Genomic DNA, 18,053 nt, shown 5'->3' with positions numbered 1-18,053 from the left:
CTGAAACTTGCTTAAATATGAGGCAGAACTTTCGGGGAACCATGATGCCGCTCTATTCCTTCCATTGCGCCGAATGCGAACAGGATTCCGAACTGCTGATGGGCTTCAGCGACACCGCCGTCTGCCCGGCCTGCGGCAGCCAGAAAATGGAGCGCCTTGCCTCGCGGGTCGCGCCGGATTTCAAGCTGAAGGCGAAAGCCAAGATCTGGCGCGCCCAGGCGGAGCGGGAAGGCCACGCCAGCAATTTCAGCAAGGAAGAGCGCAAGTTCAAATAGCGGCTTCCGGACGTATGGCTTCGAACGATTTTGTCACGAAAGAGTCACGGCCTCCGGTCTAACCAATCGGAAAATGGAGGCCGCGATGCGCTGTTTTTCCGCCGTGATCATGATGCTTGCCCTGGCCGCGCCCGCGCTCGCGCAGCAGAGGCCGCATAATGTCGTGCTGTTCGTCGCCGACGGCCTGCGGCCCGGCATGGTCAATGAGCAGACCGCCCCCGCCATGATGGCGCTGATGCGCAAGGGCGTGACCTTCGCGAACAGCCATTCCGTCTTTCCGACCTTCACCACGCCCAATGCCGCGAGCCTCGCTACGGGCCATTTTCCGGGCGACCATGGCGACTTTTCCAACACGATCTACACCGGCTTTCCCGTTCCCGGCGCAGGCGACAGCGTGACGCCCTTCCTCGAAAACGACCCCGTGCTCGGCGACGTGGACGAGCATTTCGCGGGCGATTACCTGAACGAGGAAACGATTCTGCGCGCGGCGCGCGCCAAGGGCTATTCGACCGCGACCATCGGCAAGCTCGGCCCGGCGCTGATCTTCGATCACCTCGCCAACAGTCGCGACAAAAGCGTCGTTTCGGATGCCATCGTGGTCGATGACAGCACTGGCTCGCCGGCCGGGGTCGCGCTGTCCGGCGAGGTCAAGGCCCGGATCGCCGCCGCCGGCCTGCCCGACAAGGCGCCCGGGCGCGGTCCCAACAGGAGCGCCGGCTCGGCGACAGAGCCGGGGACCTTGTCGGCCAATGTCGAGCAGCAGGACTATTTCGTCAAAGTCGCGACCCAGGCGGCGCTTCCTTTGTTCAAGGAGCGCGGAAAACCCTTCGTGCTGGTCTATTGGTCGCGCGACCCCGACGGCACGCAGCATAATCAGGGCGACAGCCTGCTGCGCCTCATTCCGGGTATCAACGGCCCGACCTCGCTCGCCGCGATCCGCAACGCGGACAATAATCTCGCGGCCCTGCTCGACGCGCTCAGGGCCGAGGGGCTGGAGGGCGACACGGATGTGATCCTCACCTCGGACCACGGCTTTTCGACTATTTCCAAGGAAAGCGCGACCAGCTGGGCGGCGGCGCAGAGCTATCCCAATGTGCCGGCGCGCCTGTTGCCGCCGGGCTTTCTCGCGGTCGATATCGCCCATGGCCTCGGCCTACCTTTGTTCGATCCTGACGGCAAGAACGCTCTCGTCGCGCCGAGCGCTTATCCCAGCCGCGCCAATGGGCTGATCGGGCTTGATCCGGCGCAGCCAGACGTGGTGGTGACAGCCAATGGCGGCTCGGACCTCGTCTATCTGCCGAAAAAAGATTCTGCTCTGGCGCGGAGAGTCGTCGAGATTCTCTCGGCGCAGGATTATGTCAGCGGGCTTTTCGTGGATGACGATCTCGGCGAAATTCCGGGGACGCTGCCTTTGAGCGCGATTGCGCTGAAGGGGACGGCGGTGACGCCTTTCCCGGCGATCGCGGTGAATTTCCGCAGTTTCTCGCTCGGCTGCGACGACCCGACCACCTGCGGGGTCTCAGTCGGCGACACCGGTTTGCAGCAGGGGCAGGGCATGCATGGCAGTTTTTCGCGCGCGGACACCCGCAACGTCATGGCGGCGGCCGGTCCTAGCTTCAGGCAAAGCTTCGTCGATCCCGCGCCCGCCAGCAACGCCGATATCGGCAAGACGGTCGCGCGTCTGCTCGATCTCGACGTGAAGGATCGCGGCAAGCTGGTCGGCAGGGTGCTGGCCGAAGCCATGCCCAATGGCGCCATGCCCGAGTGGAAGTTGGAAACGCGCCGCTCCGCGCACGACGCGCTCGGCCATGTCACCGAATTGCGCTTCCAGACGTCGGGCGCCACGCTCTATTTCGATGTCGCGGGCTATCCGGGGCGCACGCTCGGATTGCCTGCCGACGAACCCAGATAATCCCCGGCTCAGTGCGCCGGGGCCTTGGCCCCATTGTGATGGGCGACGATGGCGTCGGCGGGTTTGCCGACGATTTCGGCGAGATGGTCGAACTTCTGGGTGAAGAAGCCGACGCCCGCCGTCGCGGAGCGCAGCTCCACGATCAGGCCGTCCATTTCCGCCTCGGGCATCAGGGTATTGAGCACATCCCAGCCTTCCCAGCCCGGACGTCCGTCATAGCCGAGAATCTGGCCGCGGCGGCTGGTCGCGATCGCGGTGACGCGAGAGAGCGCCTCGCTTGGCGCTGTGATCTCGACATTGAGGATCGGCTCCAGCAGGACCGGATTGGCCTTTGCCAGAGCCTCGGACACGCCGATGCGCGCCGCAGTGCGGAACGCCATGTCGGAGGAATCGACGGAATGATAGGAGCCGTCGGTCAAGGTCACGGCGACGTCCACCACCGGGAAGCCGAGCGGACCCTTTTCCAGCGCATCCTGGCAGCCTTCCTCGATGGCCCCGAAATAGTTCCTGGGCACGGCGCCGCCATGGACGGTCTCGCTGAAGGCGAAACCTTCGCCACGGGGCAGGGGCGCCACATCCAGAGCAACATCGCCAAACTGGCCATGGCCGCCGGACTGCTTCTTGTGGCGGCCGCGCACTGAGACGGCGTGACGGATGGTTTCGCGATAGCCGACGACCGGCTTGTGCGTCTCGACCGTCACGCCGAAGCGCGCGGCGAGCCGCTCCAGCGCGACCCGCAAATGCATCTCGCCCTGGCCATAAAGCTTCAGCTCGCCCGCTTGCTGGTCGTGAACGAAGATCAGCGAAGGGTCTTCGTCGTTCAGCCTGGCCAAAGCCGCCGCGAGACGCACCTCGTCCTTGCGGTCCTTGACGGCCAGCGCCACGGCGTGGGTCGGCTGCGGCGGCGCCACGATGGCGACGGCCGCGGCGGGGGCGCCGTTCTTGGCATCGGAAAAACTGTCGCCCGTCGCGACATGGTCCAGACGACCAAAGGCCGCGCTATCGCCCTCTTCGATCCTGCCCTGTTTCGAGCTGGCCAGCCCCATCAACCGGGACAGGCCCGAGATGCGGTCCTCGCCCTTGGCGCTCCGCACCACCCCGCCGTCGCTGAACGAGCCACGCAGCACGCGGGCGAAGCTCAGCTTGCCGCCATGCGCCGTGTGGACCGTTTTCACGACATGGGCGAGGGCAGGGCCTTCGTCTTCAATGCCGAGGCGGGCGCGCAGCCTGGCGATGCCGGGCGACTCATGGCGCAAGGCCTTCAGCAGGCGGGTGACGCCATGGCCGGCTTCCGCCGAGCCGATCAGCACCGGGGCGACGAGCCCCTCGCGCAAGTCGCGCGTGAGGTCGTCGAAAATCTGGTCGCGCGGCGGCTCGATGTCGGCGATCAGCTCTTCCATCAGCGCGTCGTCATAATCGGCCAGCCGCTCCAGCATGGTGTAGCGAGCTTCCTTCTCGCGCGGCATTTCGCCGGCGGGCACGTCCACGACTTCGGAGGGGGCGTGTTCGCGATAGACGAAGGCGCGCTCCAGCGCGAGATCGATGAACCCAGTGACGATGCCGTTCTGCCAGAGCGGAATCTGGCGCAGCAGCAGCGGGGTGCGCGAGGTTGGCTGCAGCATGGCCAGCGTCTCGCGGATGCGCAATGAGGCCTGATCGATCTTGTTGAGGAAGAGGATGCGGGGCGTTCCCAGCTCCTCCAGCTCGCGCAAAATGACGCGCAGCGCCGGCAGTTTGCGTTCGTCCGCCTCGCAGACGACGATGGCGGCGTCGCAGAGCTGCAGGATATTGCGCGCTTCATGCGCGAATTCGATCGAACCGGGGAGGTCGACGAAGGTCAGCCGGTCGCCCAGATAGTCGACGGAGGCGATATTGGCCTCGACGCTCGCGGCGTGGGCGCGGGCCTCGGCGCTGCTGTCGCCGACGGAGGAGCCGTCGCGCACCGAGCCCTGGCGGGACAGTGCGCCGGCGCGGGCGAGGAGACATTCGAGCAGGGTGGTCTTGCCGCTCTGGAACGGACCGACGATGGCAATTAATCGCGGCCCGCTCACACGTTTGTCCACGTTTCGGGAATCGCTCATTTTTCGTTCCTTCCCACGCGCGGGCCAGCCGGGGCCAGCGTGTCGCAAATATTTCATGCGCTGCGGGAAAAGCCAATGGTTTTGGCGGGGCGGATCGGAGCGAGCTTGGCGGTTGAAGAGAAGAAAAATCTATCACGATAAAAAATATTAATTGACATAATAGGTAGAAATTACAAATTTGCTCCGTAAAGCAGCGGGCGCATGATGCAGATCGGTCAGTTCATCCATTTCCCTTACACCTTCGCGGGCCTTGCGGTCGGCGGACTGGTCGGCCTGACCGGCGTTGGCGGCGGTTCGCTGATGACGCCGCTGCTGGTCTTGATGTTCGGCATCCATCCGGCGACGGCGGTGGGTACGGACCTGCTCTATGCCGGGCTGACAAAAATCACGGGCTCCGCCGTTCATCATCGTAATGGCTCGATCGAATGGTCTGTCGTTCGCCGCCTCGCGGCGGGAAGCGCGCCGGCCGCGCTGGCGACACTGGCTCTGCTCGCTTATTGGGGCGTCCAATCGCAGCGCTCGGGCTCTGCGATCTCCACTATCCTCGGCTATGCGCTGCTGCTGACGGCCACGGTGCTGCTGTTTCGCCCCTGGCTCGTGGAAAAGACCCGGCCGGCTTTCGCGAGATTGTCCGAGCGCCATATTGCGGCGCTGACAATCGTTCTTGGCGCGGCGTTGGGCGTGATGGTGACGCTCTCCTCGGTCGGCGCCGGCGCCATCGGGGTCACGGTCTTGCTGATGCTCTATCCGAAGATGTCAACCTTGCGCATCGTCGGGACAGACATTGCCCATGCCGTGCCGCTCACGCTGATCGCGGGCGCCGGCCATTGGGCCATCGGCTCGGTCGATTGGCCGATGCTGATCTCCCTGCTGCTGGGGTCGATCCCCGGCATCATGATCGCCAGCCATTTCGCGACCCGCGTGCCCGACCGCGCCTTGCGCACGCTGCTGGCCGTCGCGCTGGCGCTTGTCGGGGCCAAGCTGGCGTTCCAGTGATCGCTATCGAGGGAATTGTGGCATTCCTGCATCAGGCATCATGAAAGCACATTAGAAATCTTCTAAACAAGAGCATTTCTATTGGTGCGTAAAAGCCTGGATTTTATTCCTTGATATCAACTGGGCCGTTGGATTCGGCCGGGCGAGATCACGGGGAATTTCATGACTATCACCAAGCCAACTGAGGTGTCGCGCGTCTCCAGCGCCTCTGCAAAAGCTTGGCGTGCGGCGGCTCTGACGGCTCTGGTCGCCTTTCCGGGCGCGGCTCTCGCCGACGACGGGCCGCCGTCCATCGCGGACAATATTCCCCAGCTCGCCTCGGTCGCGGCCTTCAAGAAGCAGCTTGCGGAAAAGGGCATCGGGGTTTCGGTCAATTATATCGGCGACGTGTTTGGCAACCCGTCGGGCGGCCAGAAGCAGGGCGCGGCCTATGACGGGCGTCTCGAACTGGCGATCGACGCCGACATGGAGAAGCTGTTTGGCATTCAGGGCGGCGCCGTTCACGCCAATGGCTATTGGATCACGGGCGGCGGCCTGACGACCAATTATGTCGGCAGCTTGATGCCGGTCACGAATACCGAGGCCATGGTCACGGTTCGCCTCTTTGAATTGTGGTACGAGCAGAAGTTCTTCAACGACAAGGTCGGGCTGCGCTTCGGCCAGCTTGCGGCGGATAGTGAATTCCTGATCAGCAAATATGGATCGCTGTTCGTCAACGGCACCTTTGGCTGGGCGGCCTTCACCGCCGCCAACCTGCCGGCCGGCGGCCCGGCCTATCCGCTCGCAACGCCGGGCGCACGGCTGAAACTCGGCGGGGACAGCGATCCGTTCACTGTGCTGATGGCCGTTTTCAATGGCGATCCGGCCGGGAAGAACGGCGTAGGCAACGCGCAAAAGTGCAACGCCTATGGCACGACCTTCGCCCTGGACACTTCGCCGCTGGCGATGCAGGAAATCCAATATCGCTATAACCAGGCCAAGGATGCACAGGGCCTCGCGGGCTCGATCAAGCTCGGCTCCTATCAGCATTTCGGCCATTTCGACGATCTTCGCTATGACGCCAACGGGCTGCCGATCGCCCTGACCGGCAATGATCCCGGCCAGCTGCGCGGCAACTGGGGCATATATGGCGTCTGGGATCAGCAGATCCTCAAGCTTGCAGCCGATGGCTCGAAATCCGTGGGCTTTTTCGTCCGCGCGATGGGGTCGCCGGAAGACCGCAACCTGATCAACTTCTACATTGACGGCGGCTTGAACTTCGCCGGCCTCGTCCCGAACCGTCCGGACGACGTGTTCGGCGTCGCGGGCGCCTATGGGAAGATATCGAACGCCGTGCGTGGCGCTCAATATGACGCCGGCGTTTATCCGGTGCAGAACTACGAAGCCGTGATCGAGGTCACCTATCAGGCCGCGCTGATGCCGGGTTGGACCATACAGCCGGACCTCCAATACATCTTCCATCCGGGCGGCAATATCGCCGATGCGAGCGGCTTGCCGGCGAAGGACGCTGTCGTCCTGGGCGTGCGGACATCCATGGCTTTCTAAGCTCCATTCTCCCCTCTCGAATGGCGCATCGGCGCGGCGGCGGCCTCACGGCTTCCGCCGCGCTTTTTGCGTCGCGCATTTTTGAATTCGGGAAGCGGCGCGGCGCCGGGCGTCAGCCCCGCCCATCCAGGACGCGCTCCTCGAGCAGATATTTCAGGCCGCGATCCCAGGACTGATCGGTATTGCCGCGAATATCCACGCTGCCGCCCTTGAGCGTCTTGCCGGTCGCCACGTCCACGATCCTGATGTTGAGGTTCAGGATCAGATTGCTGATTTTCTGCGCCCAGGCCACGATTGCGACCTGCGCGCCCGCCTTTTGCGCCAGCTCGATCTCGCAGCCATTGCAGTCGTGGATGTCTTTCACACCGTCGATCTGCGACTTCAGCGGCGCAATGTCCACGATGCGATAGCGGCCAGATTTATCCAGCGCCGTTTTCAACGCTTCCGTCAAATGCTGAATGCGCGCGGTTTCCTCGGGCGAAGTCGGCTGCGGCGAGGCATTGACGAAGACGGCGTCGAACAAGGCGGCGCTCTGGGCCTCCTCTGCAACAGCGGTCCGAGCCGAGCCGAGGGAGAGGGCGGCCAGCAGGGCAGGGATCAAAATCGATTTCGCGCGCATGAAAACTCCGGCGTGTGGCGGGGCAGGCGGCGCCCCGCCTGCTGGGAGCCTATCACGGCGTTTGCGCCAATCGAAGGCCGAGCCTCAGTTGGCGAAGAATGCTAACGTCGCATCCATCGCGGTTTTGAAAGCCTCGTCGATGCGTAACCACAGCCTCCTGCCTTTGTCTTTCGTCCTGGCGCTGCTTTCAGCTTTCATGGCGCAGGCGGCGCAGCCCGGCAAATTCGTCACCTTTCTCGCGGGGCAAAAGCCAGGAGAAGGTAAGACCTTCGCCTGTTTCACGCGAACCTATGACGCGGTCTATCTCGCCGCCCACCCGGACCAGCGCGTGACAGCCGTCCGCATGCTGGCGACGGTCTATTCCAATCTGGATTACGGCTATCAGTTGCGTCTCGGCGTGAACGTCCGCGATCGCCCGGCGTCGCTCGAATCCGTAGCAGAATGCGGCAATGGGAAAGTGCGCGACAGGCTCGACCGCGCCGCGGTCTGCGCTGGCATTGGCGGCAAGGTGCGGCTGGCGATTGAGAGCAGGAATGTCGTTCAGCTCAGTCTGCCGCTGGACACCGATCTGTGGGCGCCCCGGCCGAACCAGAAGAGCGACATAGTGCAAAACGCCTTCGCCGAGGACGACAAACATTTCCGGCTCACCCGCGCGCCGCTCTCCCAATGCGACGACCAGGCGCTGGACGCCGAGGAAAAGGCGCTGCTCGACCGGGACCGGTGATTCCGCCACGCCGCCTCGTGGCTGGGGAAATGCCGCGGGGCAACCCAATTTGGCGTGTCTCGCGAAAAGTTGTTCTGGCTTCGTGGAAGGCAATGCGGCGACGCTTGAGCGGGGGGCGCCCGCGTTTCTGAAGGCAGACCGTAGGCGTGGGCGTTTCCGGGCCTTTCCTCAAAAAATTTCTGGAAATAGTCAAACGTGCTATCGTTTGCGTATCATTTCGACGGTCCGAGGCGGTCAAATGCCGTCAGGGCGCCTGATTTTGCCGCCGCACAAAACTCGCTCCGGGAACATCCGAAGTCGCCCCGACTTGTCGTGGAATATCCGATGCGCCGTCCGCCGGCAGAGTTTCGCCGGCGCCGTTTCACCCGTATTGCACGAGGGGCCGCCATGTTTTCCGTGGTCATACTGATCTGCTCGCTCTCGATGTCGCCCGGCGAGTGTCATGATTACAACGCCCTTCAGACCCTGAGCGGCGGCGAAGCGCGCACATGGGCGGCTTGCGGTTTTCAGGCGCAGGAAGCGCTCGCCCGGTCCGCAATTCAGCCGACGCCGGAACGCGAATACGCCAAGATCGAATGCGCTCCGAGGAAGCGGAGCCACATTTAGGCGGCGGCGGGTGACGACGCGAGGCGGCCCGTACAGCGGCAAAATGATAAAGAATTGGGGGAGGAAGACATGGCGTCGAAAGCTGATTTCACCGCGGAGGAATGGAAACTTATCATGGCCAGTCCGATGCTCGCGGGCCTCGCCGTGACGCTCGCGGAGCCGAGCGGCCTCTGGGGGCTGTTACAGGAAAGCATGGCGAGCGGACGCGCCCTGCTCGAAGCCGGGAAGGATCCGGCCGGGCTGTCTCTGGTCAAGGATATGGTGGCCGATATTGCGACCTCCGAAGGCCGCGCGGCGGCCCGGGAGGGTTTTAAGGACGACCTCACCGGCAAGACCCCCGCCGAACTCAAGGTTCAGGCGATCACGAAACTGACGCAGGTGGGCAATCTTCTCGACGCCAAGGCCGGGGCGGACGCCGCGCCTTTCAAGGCGTGGCTCAAGCATGTCTCGGAGAGCGTCGCAGAGGCCTCAACCGAAGGCGGCTTCCTGGGCTTCGGCGGCGTCAAGGTGACCGACGCCGAAAAGGCGTCCATCGCCGAAGTCGCCAAGGCCCTCAATATCGCCTGACAGGCGACATGCCACGAGCGCGCGCGCGTCAATGCCCCTCAGTCAGCGCCGGGCGCCGCATTTTCCCTGCGATATAGGAGACGATGATGTCGTCGTCCTCAATTCGGACGTCGGGCGAGAGGTCGAGGGCGCTTGCGACGGCCTCGAGCGCCTGCGTGTTGGCGACGAGTTGCCGGACGATGCGCAAGCGCGCTTGCTGACTGGCGCCGCGCGCCGGGGCCGGGGAAGGAATGATTCTTGCGGTCCAGAGCACATAGGCGCCGGGAAAATTGCGCCAAAGAACCAGGTCCGGGGCGATGGCCTCCCAATGATCGACGTCGTCGCGAACGATGAATTGATGAAAATCGGCGAGCCACGCGGTTGCAGCCAGAAGATCCTGCGCGTTCCGGGTCGTCGACACGACGTCGAGCACTTCGGTTCGAGCGGGATCGCCGGTCAGGATGTCGCCCGGATCGGCGACGGCCTTGGCGGGCTTGAATTTCTTGCGGAAGGATTTGAGGAAATAGGAGGTGTCGAGCTTGAGGAAATCTATGAGATTTTGAGCCACATAGGATTTCTTCGGCGTCTCGGTCAGATGCCGCGGGTACCTGAAGGAGGCCAGCGTAGTCTTCTCCATGACGCGCAATTTCCTTTCTGCCGCGATTGTAGGCGCAGAAAAGCGATTAGCAAGACCGGCGCCGCTTTTGCCGAGAAGTTATGGCGGAGAATATTTTGCGCAGTTTTCGCCAACCGGCGTTCATTTCTTCCGCAGGAAGGCGGCAATGGCCTCGCCAATGGCGTGATCGACATGGTCCTGACCGATTCCGCGCGCCTTGAGTTCGGTCTTGGACAAGAGCAGCGAATGGTCGCCGCCTTCTACGACATGCAGGTCGTTGGGCGCCTGCATCCGGCGCCGCACGTCTTCGAGCAGGTCGAGCGGACAGAGCCTGTCCCGCGAGCCTTGTACGAATAGCGCCGGCGTCGAGAGCGACAGCAGGACCTCATCGCGAAGCTTGGCTGGATCGCCGCCGCCGCACAGCGGATAGCCGAGGCAGACGACCGCCGCGACGCGCTCCACCAGCGCGACGTGGCAGCCGACACGGCCGCCCATGCTCTTGCCGACGAGGACAATCGGGCCATCATGCTTCTGGCGCAGCGCGTCGAGCGCCGCGCGGTGCGTGTCGATCAGTTTGGGCAGCCGGTCAGGACTTTTCCTGCCCTCGAGGGCGTAGGCATAGTCGAAGGGATGCACGGAGCCGATCGGCTCCAGCAGACGCGCAAAGGCCTGCATGCGCGGGTGGGTGGACGGGGCGCCGGCCCCGGGCGCCAGCAGGAATGCGATGTCACGGTCGGCCATTGGCGTCAGATCATCCCTTTCGCGAGGGTCCCGTTCAGGCAAGGCTGAGGGAATGTCCGCCGATCATTCCAGCAAGCCCGACCAGGATCAACGCGCTGATCCGGTAGCCGACGTGCGCGAAGCCCGGCTCGCGAAAGCGGCCGCGAAGCATATGGCCCAGCAGGATCCAGCCCAGGCCGACCGTCACGATCTGGAGCGACAGCATCGATAGCCATGGAGCCAGTTCGCCAATATCGCCGCGCTTCGGCAGCAGCGTAAAGGAAAAGATGATCGCCTTCGGGTTCAGAAGAGTCGTCACAAACACGCGCGGGAAAGTGATGGCGCCGCCTGCATTGATCTGACGCGCCCCCCGGCGCCAGAGCGCAAAGGCGAGATAAAGCAGATAGACGACGACGGCGCCATGCAACGCCATTGCGAAATTCGGATTGGCGGCCATGAGCGGGCCGATCAGGGCGCGCAACAGCAGGATCGCCAGGAGATAGCCGCCGAGTTCGGCGCCCAGCAGCGGAAGAGAGCGGCACAGGCCGGTTTCGGCGCCCGACGTGGCGAGCAGGGTGTTGGTGGGTCCGGGCGTCGCGAGCAGGGAGAGCGCGGCGGCGATGAAAGTGACTTGATCCATGAGCCGAACATTCCTTCGTTCGCGCGAGGCCGCCATGATCTGGCTCAGGTTCCAGCGAGGTCGCCGCCGTTTCAGCCAGCCTTGGGCCACCGTCCGGATTTTCGGCCTCGCCGCACCGTCCTTTTCCGATCTTTCGGGCTCGCCCGACGATGGGACTTTGCCACGGTTCCAAAAAGAAGTGAAATTTCAATCTGGTAAAAGGTCCGCGCTCAACGCGGGGCAGGCCCGCGCCGGTGGCATGTATCGTGCTGTCTTTATCGCCAACGAGAATAAAACTGCGTCTGGGGAGACGAAAATCATGACCGATCTGCGACAGCGCCGCTGAACTTGCGGGCGAAACCGCCCGCGCGCAATCCAACCAAATTTTCAAACTGAAGGCTCCGGCGGCCCCGCCGGCGCGCGGATTTTTGCGCCCGCTTGCAGAAGCTTGCCGGCGACAGGGAGGACTCATGGCTGAGACAATTTTGGAAGATCTCGATCCGGTCGAGACGCAGGAATGGGTCGATGCGCTTTCGGCGCTTGGAGTCCATGGCGGTCCCGAACGCGCGAATTTCGTCGTCAATGCGGTGGTGGATGCGGCGCGTCGCGACCGCCTTTTCGTGCCCAGCGCGCTGACCACCCCCTATTGCAACACCATTCCCCCCCACCAGCAGCCGCCGCTTCCGGGCGACCGCGCCATCGAGCACAAGCTGCGCTCGATCATCCGCTGGAACGCGCTCGCTATCGTGTTGCGCGCCAACAAGCACAGCTCGGAACTCGGCGGCCATATCGCGAGCTTCCAGTCGGCAGCGACGCTTTATGACATCGGTTTTGGCCATTTCTGGCATGCGCCATCAGAGGGCCATGGCGGCGATCTCGTCTTCGTGCAGGGCCATTGCGCGCCCGGCATTTACGCCCGCGCCTTTCTCGAAGGCCGCCTGACCGAGGAACAGCTTTTGGGCTTCCGGCAGGAGACTGGCGGCAAGGGAATCTCTTCCTATCCCCATCCCTGGCTCATGCCGGAATTCTGGCAGTTCCCGACCGTCTCGATGGGCCTTGGCCCGCTGCTGGCGATCTATCAGGCGCGGTTCCTGAAATATCTCCAGAACCGTGGCCTCGCCGAAACCGATAACCGCCGCGTCTGGGCCTTCATGGGCGACGGCGAGATGGACGAGCCGGAATCGCTCGGCGCCATTTCGCTCGCCGGACGCGAAAGACTCGACAATCTGATCTTCGTCATCAACTGCAATCTTCAGCGCCTGGACGGCCCGGTGCGCGGCAACGCCAAGATCGTGCAGGAACTGGAAAGCGTCTTCCGCGGCGCCGGCTGGAACGTCATCAAGGCGCTCTGGGGCTCGGGCTGGGACAGGCTGCTGGAAAAGGACAAGAGCGGCCTGCTGCTCAAGCGCATGGAAGAATGCGTCGACGGCGAATATCAGGATTTCAAGTCCAAGAGCGGCGCCTATATCCGCGAGCATTTCTTCGGCAAGTATGAAGAGCTGAAGGCGCTCGTCGCGGACATGTCCGATGACGAGATCTGGAAGCTGACGCGCGGCGGCCATGATCCGGTGAAAGTATTCGCCGCCTATTCGGCCGCGATGAAGCACAAGGGCCAGCCGACCGTCATTCTGGCCAAGACCGTCAAAGGCTATGGCATGGGCGAATCCGGCGAAGGCCAGATGATCGCGCATCAGGCCAAGAAAATGACGGCGGACGCGCTGCGCGGCTTCCGCGATCGCTTCCAGATTCCGCTCGCCGACGAGGAGCTGGAAAAAGTCCCCTTCATCACGCTGCCTGAGGACAGCGCGGAAATGAAATATCTGCGCGCCCAGCGCGCGGCTTTAGGCGGATGCCTGCCACAGCGGCGACGCAAGTCCGCTTCGCTGGAAATTCCGCCGCTCTCGACTTTCCAGCGCCTGTTGGAAAACACCGGCGAGCGCGAAATCTCTACGACGATGGCTTTCGTGCAGATGCTCGGAACGCTCGTGCGCGACAAGTCTATCGGCAAACGCATCGTGCCGATTGTGCCGGACGAATCCCGCACCTTCGGCATGGAGGGCATGTTCCGCCAGCTTGGCATCTATTCCTCGGTTGGCCAGCTTTACCGCCCGCAGGACGCCGATCAGCTGATGTATTACCGCGAGGATCGCAACGGCCAGGTTCTGCAGGAGGGCATCAACGAAGGCGGCGCCATGTCGAGCTGGATCGTCGCCGCGACCTCCTACAGCGCCAATGACGTTCCGATGATCCCATTCTACATCTTCTATTCGATGTTCGGGATGCAGCGGGTCGGCGATCTCGCCTGGCTCGCAGGCGACATCAGGGCGCGCGGCTTCCTGCTCGGCGGCACGGCGGGACGCACGACGCTTAATGGCGAGGGCCTCCAGCACGAGGACGGCCACAGCCACATCATTGCGGGCACGATCCCGAACTGCGTCTCCTATGATCCGACCTTCGCCTATGAGGTCGTGACCATCATCCGCGAAGGCATGCGCCGGATGTATCAGGAGCAGGAGGACGTCTATTATTACGTCACCCTGATGAATGAGAATTACACCCATCCGGGCCTCGCCGAAGCGGGCGAAGGCGCGGAAGAGGGGATTCTCAAGGGACTTTACCTCCTGAAAAGCGGCGGCCCCTCGGACAAGAAGGGTCTGCGCGTTCAGCTCATGGGATCAGGCGCCATCCTGCGCGAGGTGATTGCGGCGGCGGCTTTGCTCAAAACCGATTTCGGCGTGACCGCCGATGTCTGGAGCGCGACCAGCTTCAACGAACTGCGTCGCGACGGCATGGCGGCGGAACGCTGGAGCCGTCTGCACCCCACTGAACCGCGCCGCAAGAGCTGGGTCGAGAGTCAGCTCGACGGCCATGATGGGCCGGTCGTCGCCGCGACCGATTACATGCGCAATTTCGCTGACCAGATCCGCGAAAGCGTTCATGCGGCGGGCCGCAGCTATGTCGCGCTCGGCACGGACGGCTTCGGCCGTAGCGACTATCGCGCCAGTCTGCGCCGGTTCTTTGAAGTGGACCGGCATCATGTCGCTCTCGCCGCGCTGAAGGCGCTCGCTGACGAGGGAAAAATCGCCCCGGCGGTCGTCGCGGAAGCCATCGCCAAATACGAACTCGACGCCGGGAGCCCCGCGCCCTGGACGATCTGAATTCAATCCACCCCAGGCTCGAAGGTCATGATCTCCGAGCCTGGGCGCGACGCGACGCCGTCTCAAGGAAAAAACCATGAGCAATGTGATCGATATTCGTGTGCCCGACATCGGCGATTTCAGCGACGTGCCGGTGATCGAGATTTTTGTGAAGCCGGGCGACAAGGTCAGCCCGGAGGATTCCCTGATCGCGCTGGAATCCGACAAGGCGACGATGGACGTGCCCGCGCCGCGTGGCGGCGTCGTCAAGTCCATCAAGGTCGCTCTGGGCGACAAGGTGAGCGAGGGGAGCGTCATCCTCGAACTGGTCGAGGAGGGCGGCGCTGCCCTGCCGTCCTCGCCGCCCTTGCCCAGCGTCGCGGCGCCGCCCGCGCCCACAAACGCGCCGCAAGGCGTGGCCGAGGTGCGCATTCCTGATATCGGCGATTTCAAGGATGTCCCGGTCATCGAGATCTTCGTGAAGGTCGGAGACCGCGTGAAGGCCGAGGACCCGCTCGTCGCGCTCGAATCCGACAAGGCGACGATGGAGGTTCCCGCGCCGCTTTCGGGCGTCGTGCGCGAATTGAAAATGCAAGTCGGAGACAAGGTCAGCGAGGGCGCGATCATATTGGTCCTCGCCACGGACGACGCGCGGGCGTCAGCGGAAAATCCTCCCGGGTCCGCTTCCGTAGCGCCCGCGCCGTCGGCGCCGGCCGCCGCCCAACCGGCGGCCGGCGCAATCGACGAAAAGGCCTTTGCGCTCGCTTATGCCAGCCCTGCCGTGCGCAAGCTGGCGCGCGAAAAGGGCGTCGATCTTGGCAAGGTGACGGGAACGGGCCGCAACGCCCGCATCCTGCGCGAGGACGTTGAGGCCTTTGCGAAGGGCGGCGCGTCGAAGCCGCAGGCGGCGGCGTCCGCGCCGGCTGCCGGAGGCGGCGCCGGCGGACTCGATCTGTTGCCCTGGCCCAAGGTGGATTTCGCGAAATTCGGCCCCGTCGAGCGCAAGGAGCTTGGCCGGATCAAGAAGATTTCGGCGGCCAATCTGCACCGTAACTGGGTCGTCATCCCGCATGTCACGACCCATGACGAGGCGGACGTCACTGATCTCGAAAAGTTCCGCGTCCAGATGAACAAGGAGCTGGAGAAGAGCGGCGTCAAGCTGTCGCTGCTGCCTTTCATGGTCAAGGCGGCGGTGTCGGCGTTGAAGAAATTCCCCGAATTCAACGCCAGTCTCGACGGCGACACGCTCGTCTACAAGAATTACTGGCACATCGGTTTCGCCGCCGATACGCCGAACGGACTCGTGGTGCCGGTGATCCGCGACGCCGACAAGAAGAGCGTGCCGGAAATTGCGAAGGAAATGTCCGAACTCGCGAAACTGGCGCGCGACGGCAAGCTCAAGCCGGACCAGATGCAGGGGGGCACCTTCACCATCTCGTCGCTCGGCGGCATTGGCGGCGTCTATTTCACGCCGATCATCAACGCCCCCGAAGTGGCGATCATGGGCGTGTGCAAGGGCTACTGGAAGCAACATTCGCCGGATGGCGTTTCGTCAAGCTGGCGGCTGACTTTGCCTTTGTCGCTCTCATGGGATCACCGCGTCATCGACGGCGCCGCCGCCGCGCGTTTCAACGTGCATTTCGCCAATGTGCTCGCCGATCTGCGGCGCGTTCTGTTCTGACATCAGGGAGGGCGCGCAATGGCGGCTCAAATCGAAGTGAAAGTGCCTGACATCGGCGATTTCAAGGATGTCGCCGTGATCGAGATCATGGTCAAGGTTGGCGAAACCATCGCCGTGGAGACCAGTCTTATCATGGTCGAATCCGACAAGGCGTCGATGGAGATTCCCTCCTCCCATGCAGGCGTCGTGAAGGCTCTGAAGGTCGCGGTCGGCGACAAGGTCAGCGAAGGCACGGCGATCCTCGTCGTCGAAACAGCCGAGGCGGCGGCGACCTCCGCCCCGGCTCCCGCTTCGCCTGCCGCGCCGGCGCCGTCAGCGGCGCCCGCGCCGACACCCTCAAGTCATGGGGGCAAGGCCGATATCGAATGCGAGACGATCGTGCTCGGCGCCGGGCCGGGCGGCTATTCCGCCGCGTTCCGCAGCGCCGATCTCGGCATGAAGACCGTGCTGGTCGAACGCTATGACACGCTCGGCGGCGTATGCCTCAATGTCGGCTGCATTCCGAGCAAGGCGCTGCTGCACACCGCTTCGGTCATGGACGAAGTGCGGCATCTGCCCGACCACGGCATTTCCTACGGCGCGCCGCAGATCGATCTCGACAAGCTGCGGGGCTTCAAGGACGGCGTCATCAAGAAGCTGACCGGCGGCCTCATGGGTATGGCCAAGGCGCGCAAGGTGGAAGTCCTGACCGGCGTCGGCGCGTTCCTCGATCCGCACCACATCGAGGTCACTACGGCGGGCGGCAAGAAGGTGGTCAAATTCGCCAAGGCGATCATCGCCGCCGGCAGCCAGTCGGTGAAGCTGCCCTTCCTGCCGGAAGATCCGCGCATCGTCGATTCCACCGGGGCGCTGCTGCTGAAGTCCATCCCCAAGCGGATGCTGGTGGTCGGCGGGGGCATCATCGGGCTCGAAATGGCCACGGTCTATTCGACGCTCGGCGCGCGCATCGACGTGGTCGAAATGCTCGATGGCCTGATGCAGGGCGCTGACCGCGACCTCGTCAAGATCTGGGAAAAGATGAATGCGCATCGCTTCGACAATGTGATGCTCAAGACCAAAACTGTCGGCGCCAAGGCGACGGATGCGGGCATCGAGGTCAGCTTCGAGGGCGAGAAGGCGCCCCCGCAGCCGCAGGTTTATGATCTCGTGCTGATGGCGGTCGGCCGCAGTCCCAACGGCAAGAACATCGCCGCCGACAAGGCTGGCGTCGCCGTGACCGATCGCGGCTTCATCGATGTCGACAGGCAGATGCGGACCAATGTTCCGCATATCTTCGCCATCGGCGATATCGTCGGACAGCCGATGCTGGCGCATAAGGCGGTGCATGAAGCCCATGTCGCCGCCGAGGCCGCGCATGGGGAGCCGTCCTTCTTCGACGCGCGCCAAATTCCGTCCGTCGCTTATACCGATCCCGAGGTTGCGTGGGCCGGCAAGACGGAAGAGCAGTGCAAGGCCGAAGGCGTCAAATTCGGCAAGTCGGTCTTTCCTTGGGCGGCTTCCGGCCGCGCCATCGCGAATGGGCGAGACGAAGGCTTCACCAAGCTTCTGTTCGACGAGGCGACCCATCGCGTCATCGGCGGCGGCATTGTCGGCACACATGCGGGCGATTTGATCAGCGAAATCTGTCTGGCGGTCGAAATGGGATGCGAGCCGTCGGACATTGGCAAGACCATCCATCCCCACCCGACGCTGGGCGAATCCATCGGCATGGCAGCCGAAGTTTTCGAGGGTCATTGTACGGATCTTCCGCCGCAAAAGCGGAAGTGACGCAGAGCAAATTTCATTGGTAACAGCAGGCGGGGAGAGAGCAAAAGCTCGCCCCGAGGGAGGCAGACCATGTCGAGCCAAATCGCAACACCCATCAACATGAGCGGCGCCGCCGAGAGGCCGGAGACGCCGCCGCACAAGAAGCCCTGGTATCGCCAGCTCTATGTGCAGGTCCTGATCGCCATTTTTCTTGGCGTGTTGGTCGGCGT

At 63.4% G+C, this 18,053-nt stretch carries 16 protein-coding genes; 11 read left to right on the top strand and 5 right to left on the bottom strand.

What is annotated here, in order from left to right; translation table 11 throughout:
- Positions 1-44: 44 nt before the first annotated feature.
- Positions 45-275 (top strand): zinc ribbon domain-containing protein, encoded by a 231-nt coding sequence (locus QZ409_RS12560; RefSeq protein WP_296711668.1) that lies wholly within the window; start codon positions 45-47, stop codon positions 273-275.
- A gap of 85 nt (positions 276-360) precedes the next feature.
- On the top strand, positions 361-2,187 hold the full coding sequence (locus QZ409_RS12555) for an alkaline phosphatase family protein (RefSeq protein WP_296711648.1): 1,827 nt from the start codon (positions 361-363) through the stop codon (positions 2,185-2,187).
- Between the two features lie 8 nt (positions 2,188-2,195).
- Here the strand turns inward: QZ409_RS12555 and QZ409_RS12550 are convergent, their stop codons facing one another.
- Positions 2,196-4,268, bottom strand: coding sequence for an elongation factor G (locus tag QZ409_RS12550; RefSeq protein WP_296711644.1), 2,073 nt, complete (start codon positions 4,266-4,268; stop codon positions 2,196-2,198).
- A 201-nt stretch (positions 4,269-4,469) separates the two neighbouring features.
- Between QZ409_RS12550 and QZ409_RS12545 the strand changes: the two genes are divergently transcribed.
- Together QZ409_RS12545 and QZ409_RS12540 are read left to right on the top strand one after the other, a co-directional pair.
- Positions 4,470-5,264 carry a sulfite exporter TauE/SafE family protein gene (locus QZ409_RS12545; protein ID WP_296711641.1) on the top strand — a complete coding sequence of 265 codons (795 nt, stop codon included), beginning with the start codon at positions 4,470-4,472 and terminating at the stop codon, positions 5,262-5,264.
- Positions 5,265-5,426: 162 nt separating this feature from the next.
- A complete protein-coding gene (locus tag QZ409_RS12540) occupies positions 5,427-6,809 on the top strand; it encodes a carbohydrate porin (protein ID WP_296711638.1) in 1,383 nt (460 codons plus the stop codon).
- 112 nt (positions 6,810-6,921) lie between these two features.
- On the opposite strand, the gene QZ409_RS12535 is transcribed toward QZ409_RS12540, so the two are convergent.
- The gene (locus tag QZ409_RS12535) at positions 6,922-7,428 is read right to left on the bottom strand and encodes a DUF3280 domain-containing protein (RefSeq protein WP_296711636.1); all 507 of its coding nucleotides are present in this window, start codon (positions 7,426-7,428) and stop codon (positions 6,922-6,924) included.
- Between the two features lie 88 nt (positions 7,429-7,516).
- Between QZ409_RS12535 and QZ409_RS12530 the strand changes: the two genes are divergently transcribed.
- The 3 genes from QZ409_RS12530 to QZ409_RS12520 all read left to right on the top strand — a co-directional run bounded on the left by QZ409_RS12530 (position 7,517) and on the right by QZ409_RS12520 (position 9,325).
- Entirely contained in the window at positions 7,517-8,152 is a 636-nt protein-coding gene (locus QZ409_RS12530) for a hypothetical protein (protein ID WP_296711633.1), read from the top strand.
- 387 nt (positions 8,153-8,539) lie between these two features.
- Positions 8,540-8,758, top strand: a complete 219-nt coding sequence (locus QZ409_RS12525) for a hypothetical protein (RefSeq protein ID WP_296711632.1) — start codon at positions 8,540-8,542, stop codon at positions 8,756-8,758.
- Between the two features lie 69 nt (positions 8,759-8,827).
- Positions 8,828-9,325 carry a hypothetical protein gene (locus tag QZ409_RS12520; RefSeq protein WP_296711629.1) on the top strand — a complete coding sequence of 166 codons (498 nt, stop codon included), beginning with the start codon at positions 8,828-8,830 and terminating at the stop codon, positions 9,323-9,325.
- Between the two features lie 28 nt (positions 9,326-9,353).
- Here QZ409_RS12520 and QZ409_RS12515 read toward each other — a convergent pair whose 3' ends face one another.
- From QZ409_RS12515 to QZ409_RS12505, 3 genes are all read right to left on the bottom strand, one after another.
- The gene (locus QZ409_RS12515; protein WP_296711626.1) at positions 9,354-9,941 is read right to left on the bottom strand and encodes a hypothetical protein; all 588 of its coding nucleotides are present in this window, start codon (positions 9,939-9,941) and stop codon (positions 9,354-9,356) included.
- 120 nt (positions 9,942-10,061) lie between these two features.
- Positions 10,062-10,661, bottom strand: a complete 600-nt coding sequence (locus tag QZ409_RS12510; protein ID WP_296711624.1) for an alpha/beta family hydrolase — start codon at positions 10,659-10,661, stop codon at positions 10,062-10,064.
- A 34-nt stretch (positions 10,662-10,695) separates the two neighbouring features.
- Positions 10,696-11,280, bottom strand: coding sequence for a LysE family transporter (locus QZ409_RS12505; RefSeq protein WP_296711621.1), 585 nt, complete (start codon positions 11,278-11,280; stop codon positions 10,696-10,698).
- A gap of 34 nt (positions 11,281-11,314) precedes the next feature.
- On the opposite strand from QZ409_RS12505, the gene QZ409_RS12500 reads away from it, so the two are divergent.
- The 4 genes from QZ409_RS12500 (at position 11,315) to lpdA (ending at position 17,844) form a co-directional block, all read left to right on the top strand.
- Positions 11,315-11,605: a hypothetical protein gene (locus QZ409_RS12500; RefSeq protein WP_296711618.1), complete on the top strand. Its 291-nt coding sequence runs from the start codon at positions 11,315-11,317 to the stop codon at positions 11,603-11,605.
- A gap of 124 nt (positions 11,606-11,729) precedes the next feature.
- Positions 11,730-14,417 (top strand): pyruvate dehydrogenase (acetyl-transferring), homodimeric type, encoded by a 2,688-nt coding sequence (aceE, locus tag QZ409_RS12495; protein WP_296711615.1) that lies wholly within the window; start codon positions 11,730-11,732, stop codon positions 14,415-14,417.
- A 76-nt stretch (positions 14,418-14,493) separates the two neighbouring features.
- On the top strand, positions 14,494-16,077 hold the full coding sequence (aceF, locus tag QZ409_RS12490; protein ID WP_296711613.1) for a dihydrolipoyllysine-residue acetyltransferase: 1,584 nt from the start codon (positions 14,494-14,496) through the stop codon (positions 16,075-16,077).
- A gap of 18 nt (positions 16,078-16,095) precedes the next feature.
- On the top strand, positions 16,096-17,844 hold the full coding sequence (gene lpdA, locus QZ409_RS12485) for a dihydrolipoyl dehydrogenase (protein WP_296711611.1): 1,749 nt from the start codon (positions 16,096-16,098) through the stop codon (positions 17,842-17,844).
- Positions 17,845-18,053: the final 209 nt, after the last annotated feature.

This window comes from Rhodoblastus sp., from assembly GCF_019449565.1.
Classification (GTDB): domain Bacteria; phylum Pseudomonadota; class Alphaproteobacteria; order Rhizobiales; family Beijerinckiaceae; genus Rhodoblastus.
This window is presented reverse-complemented; position numbering and strand designations above follow the sequence as displayed.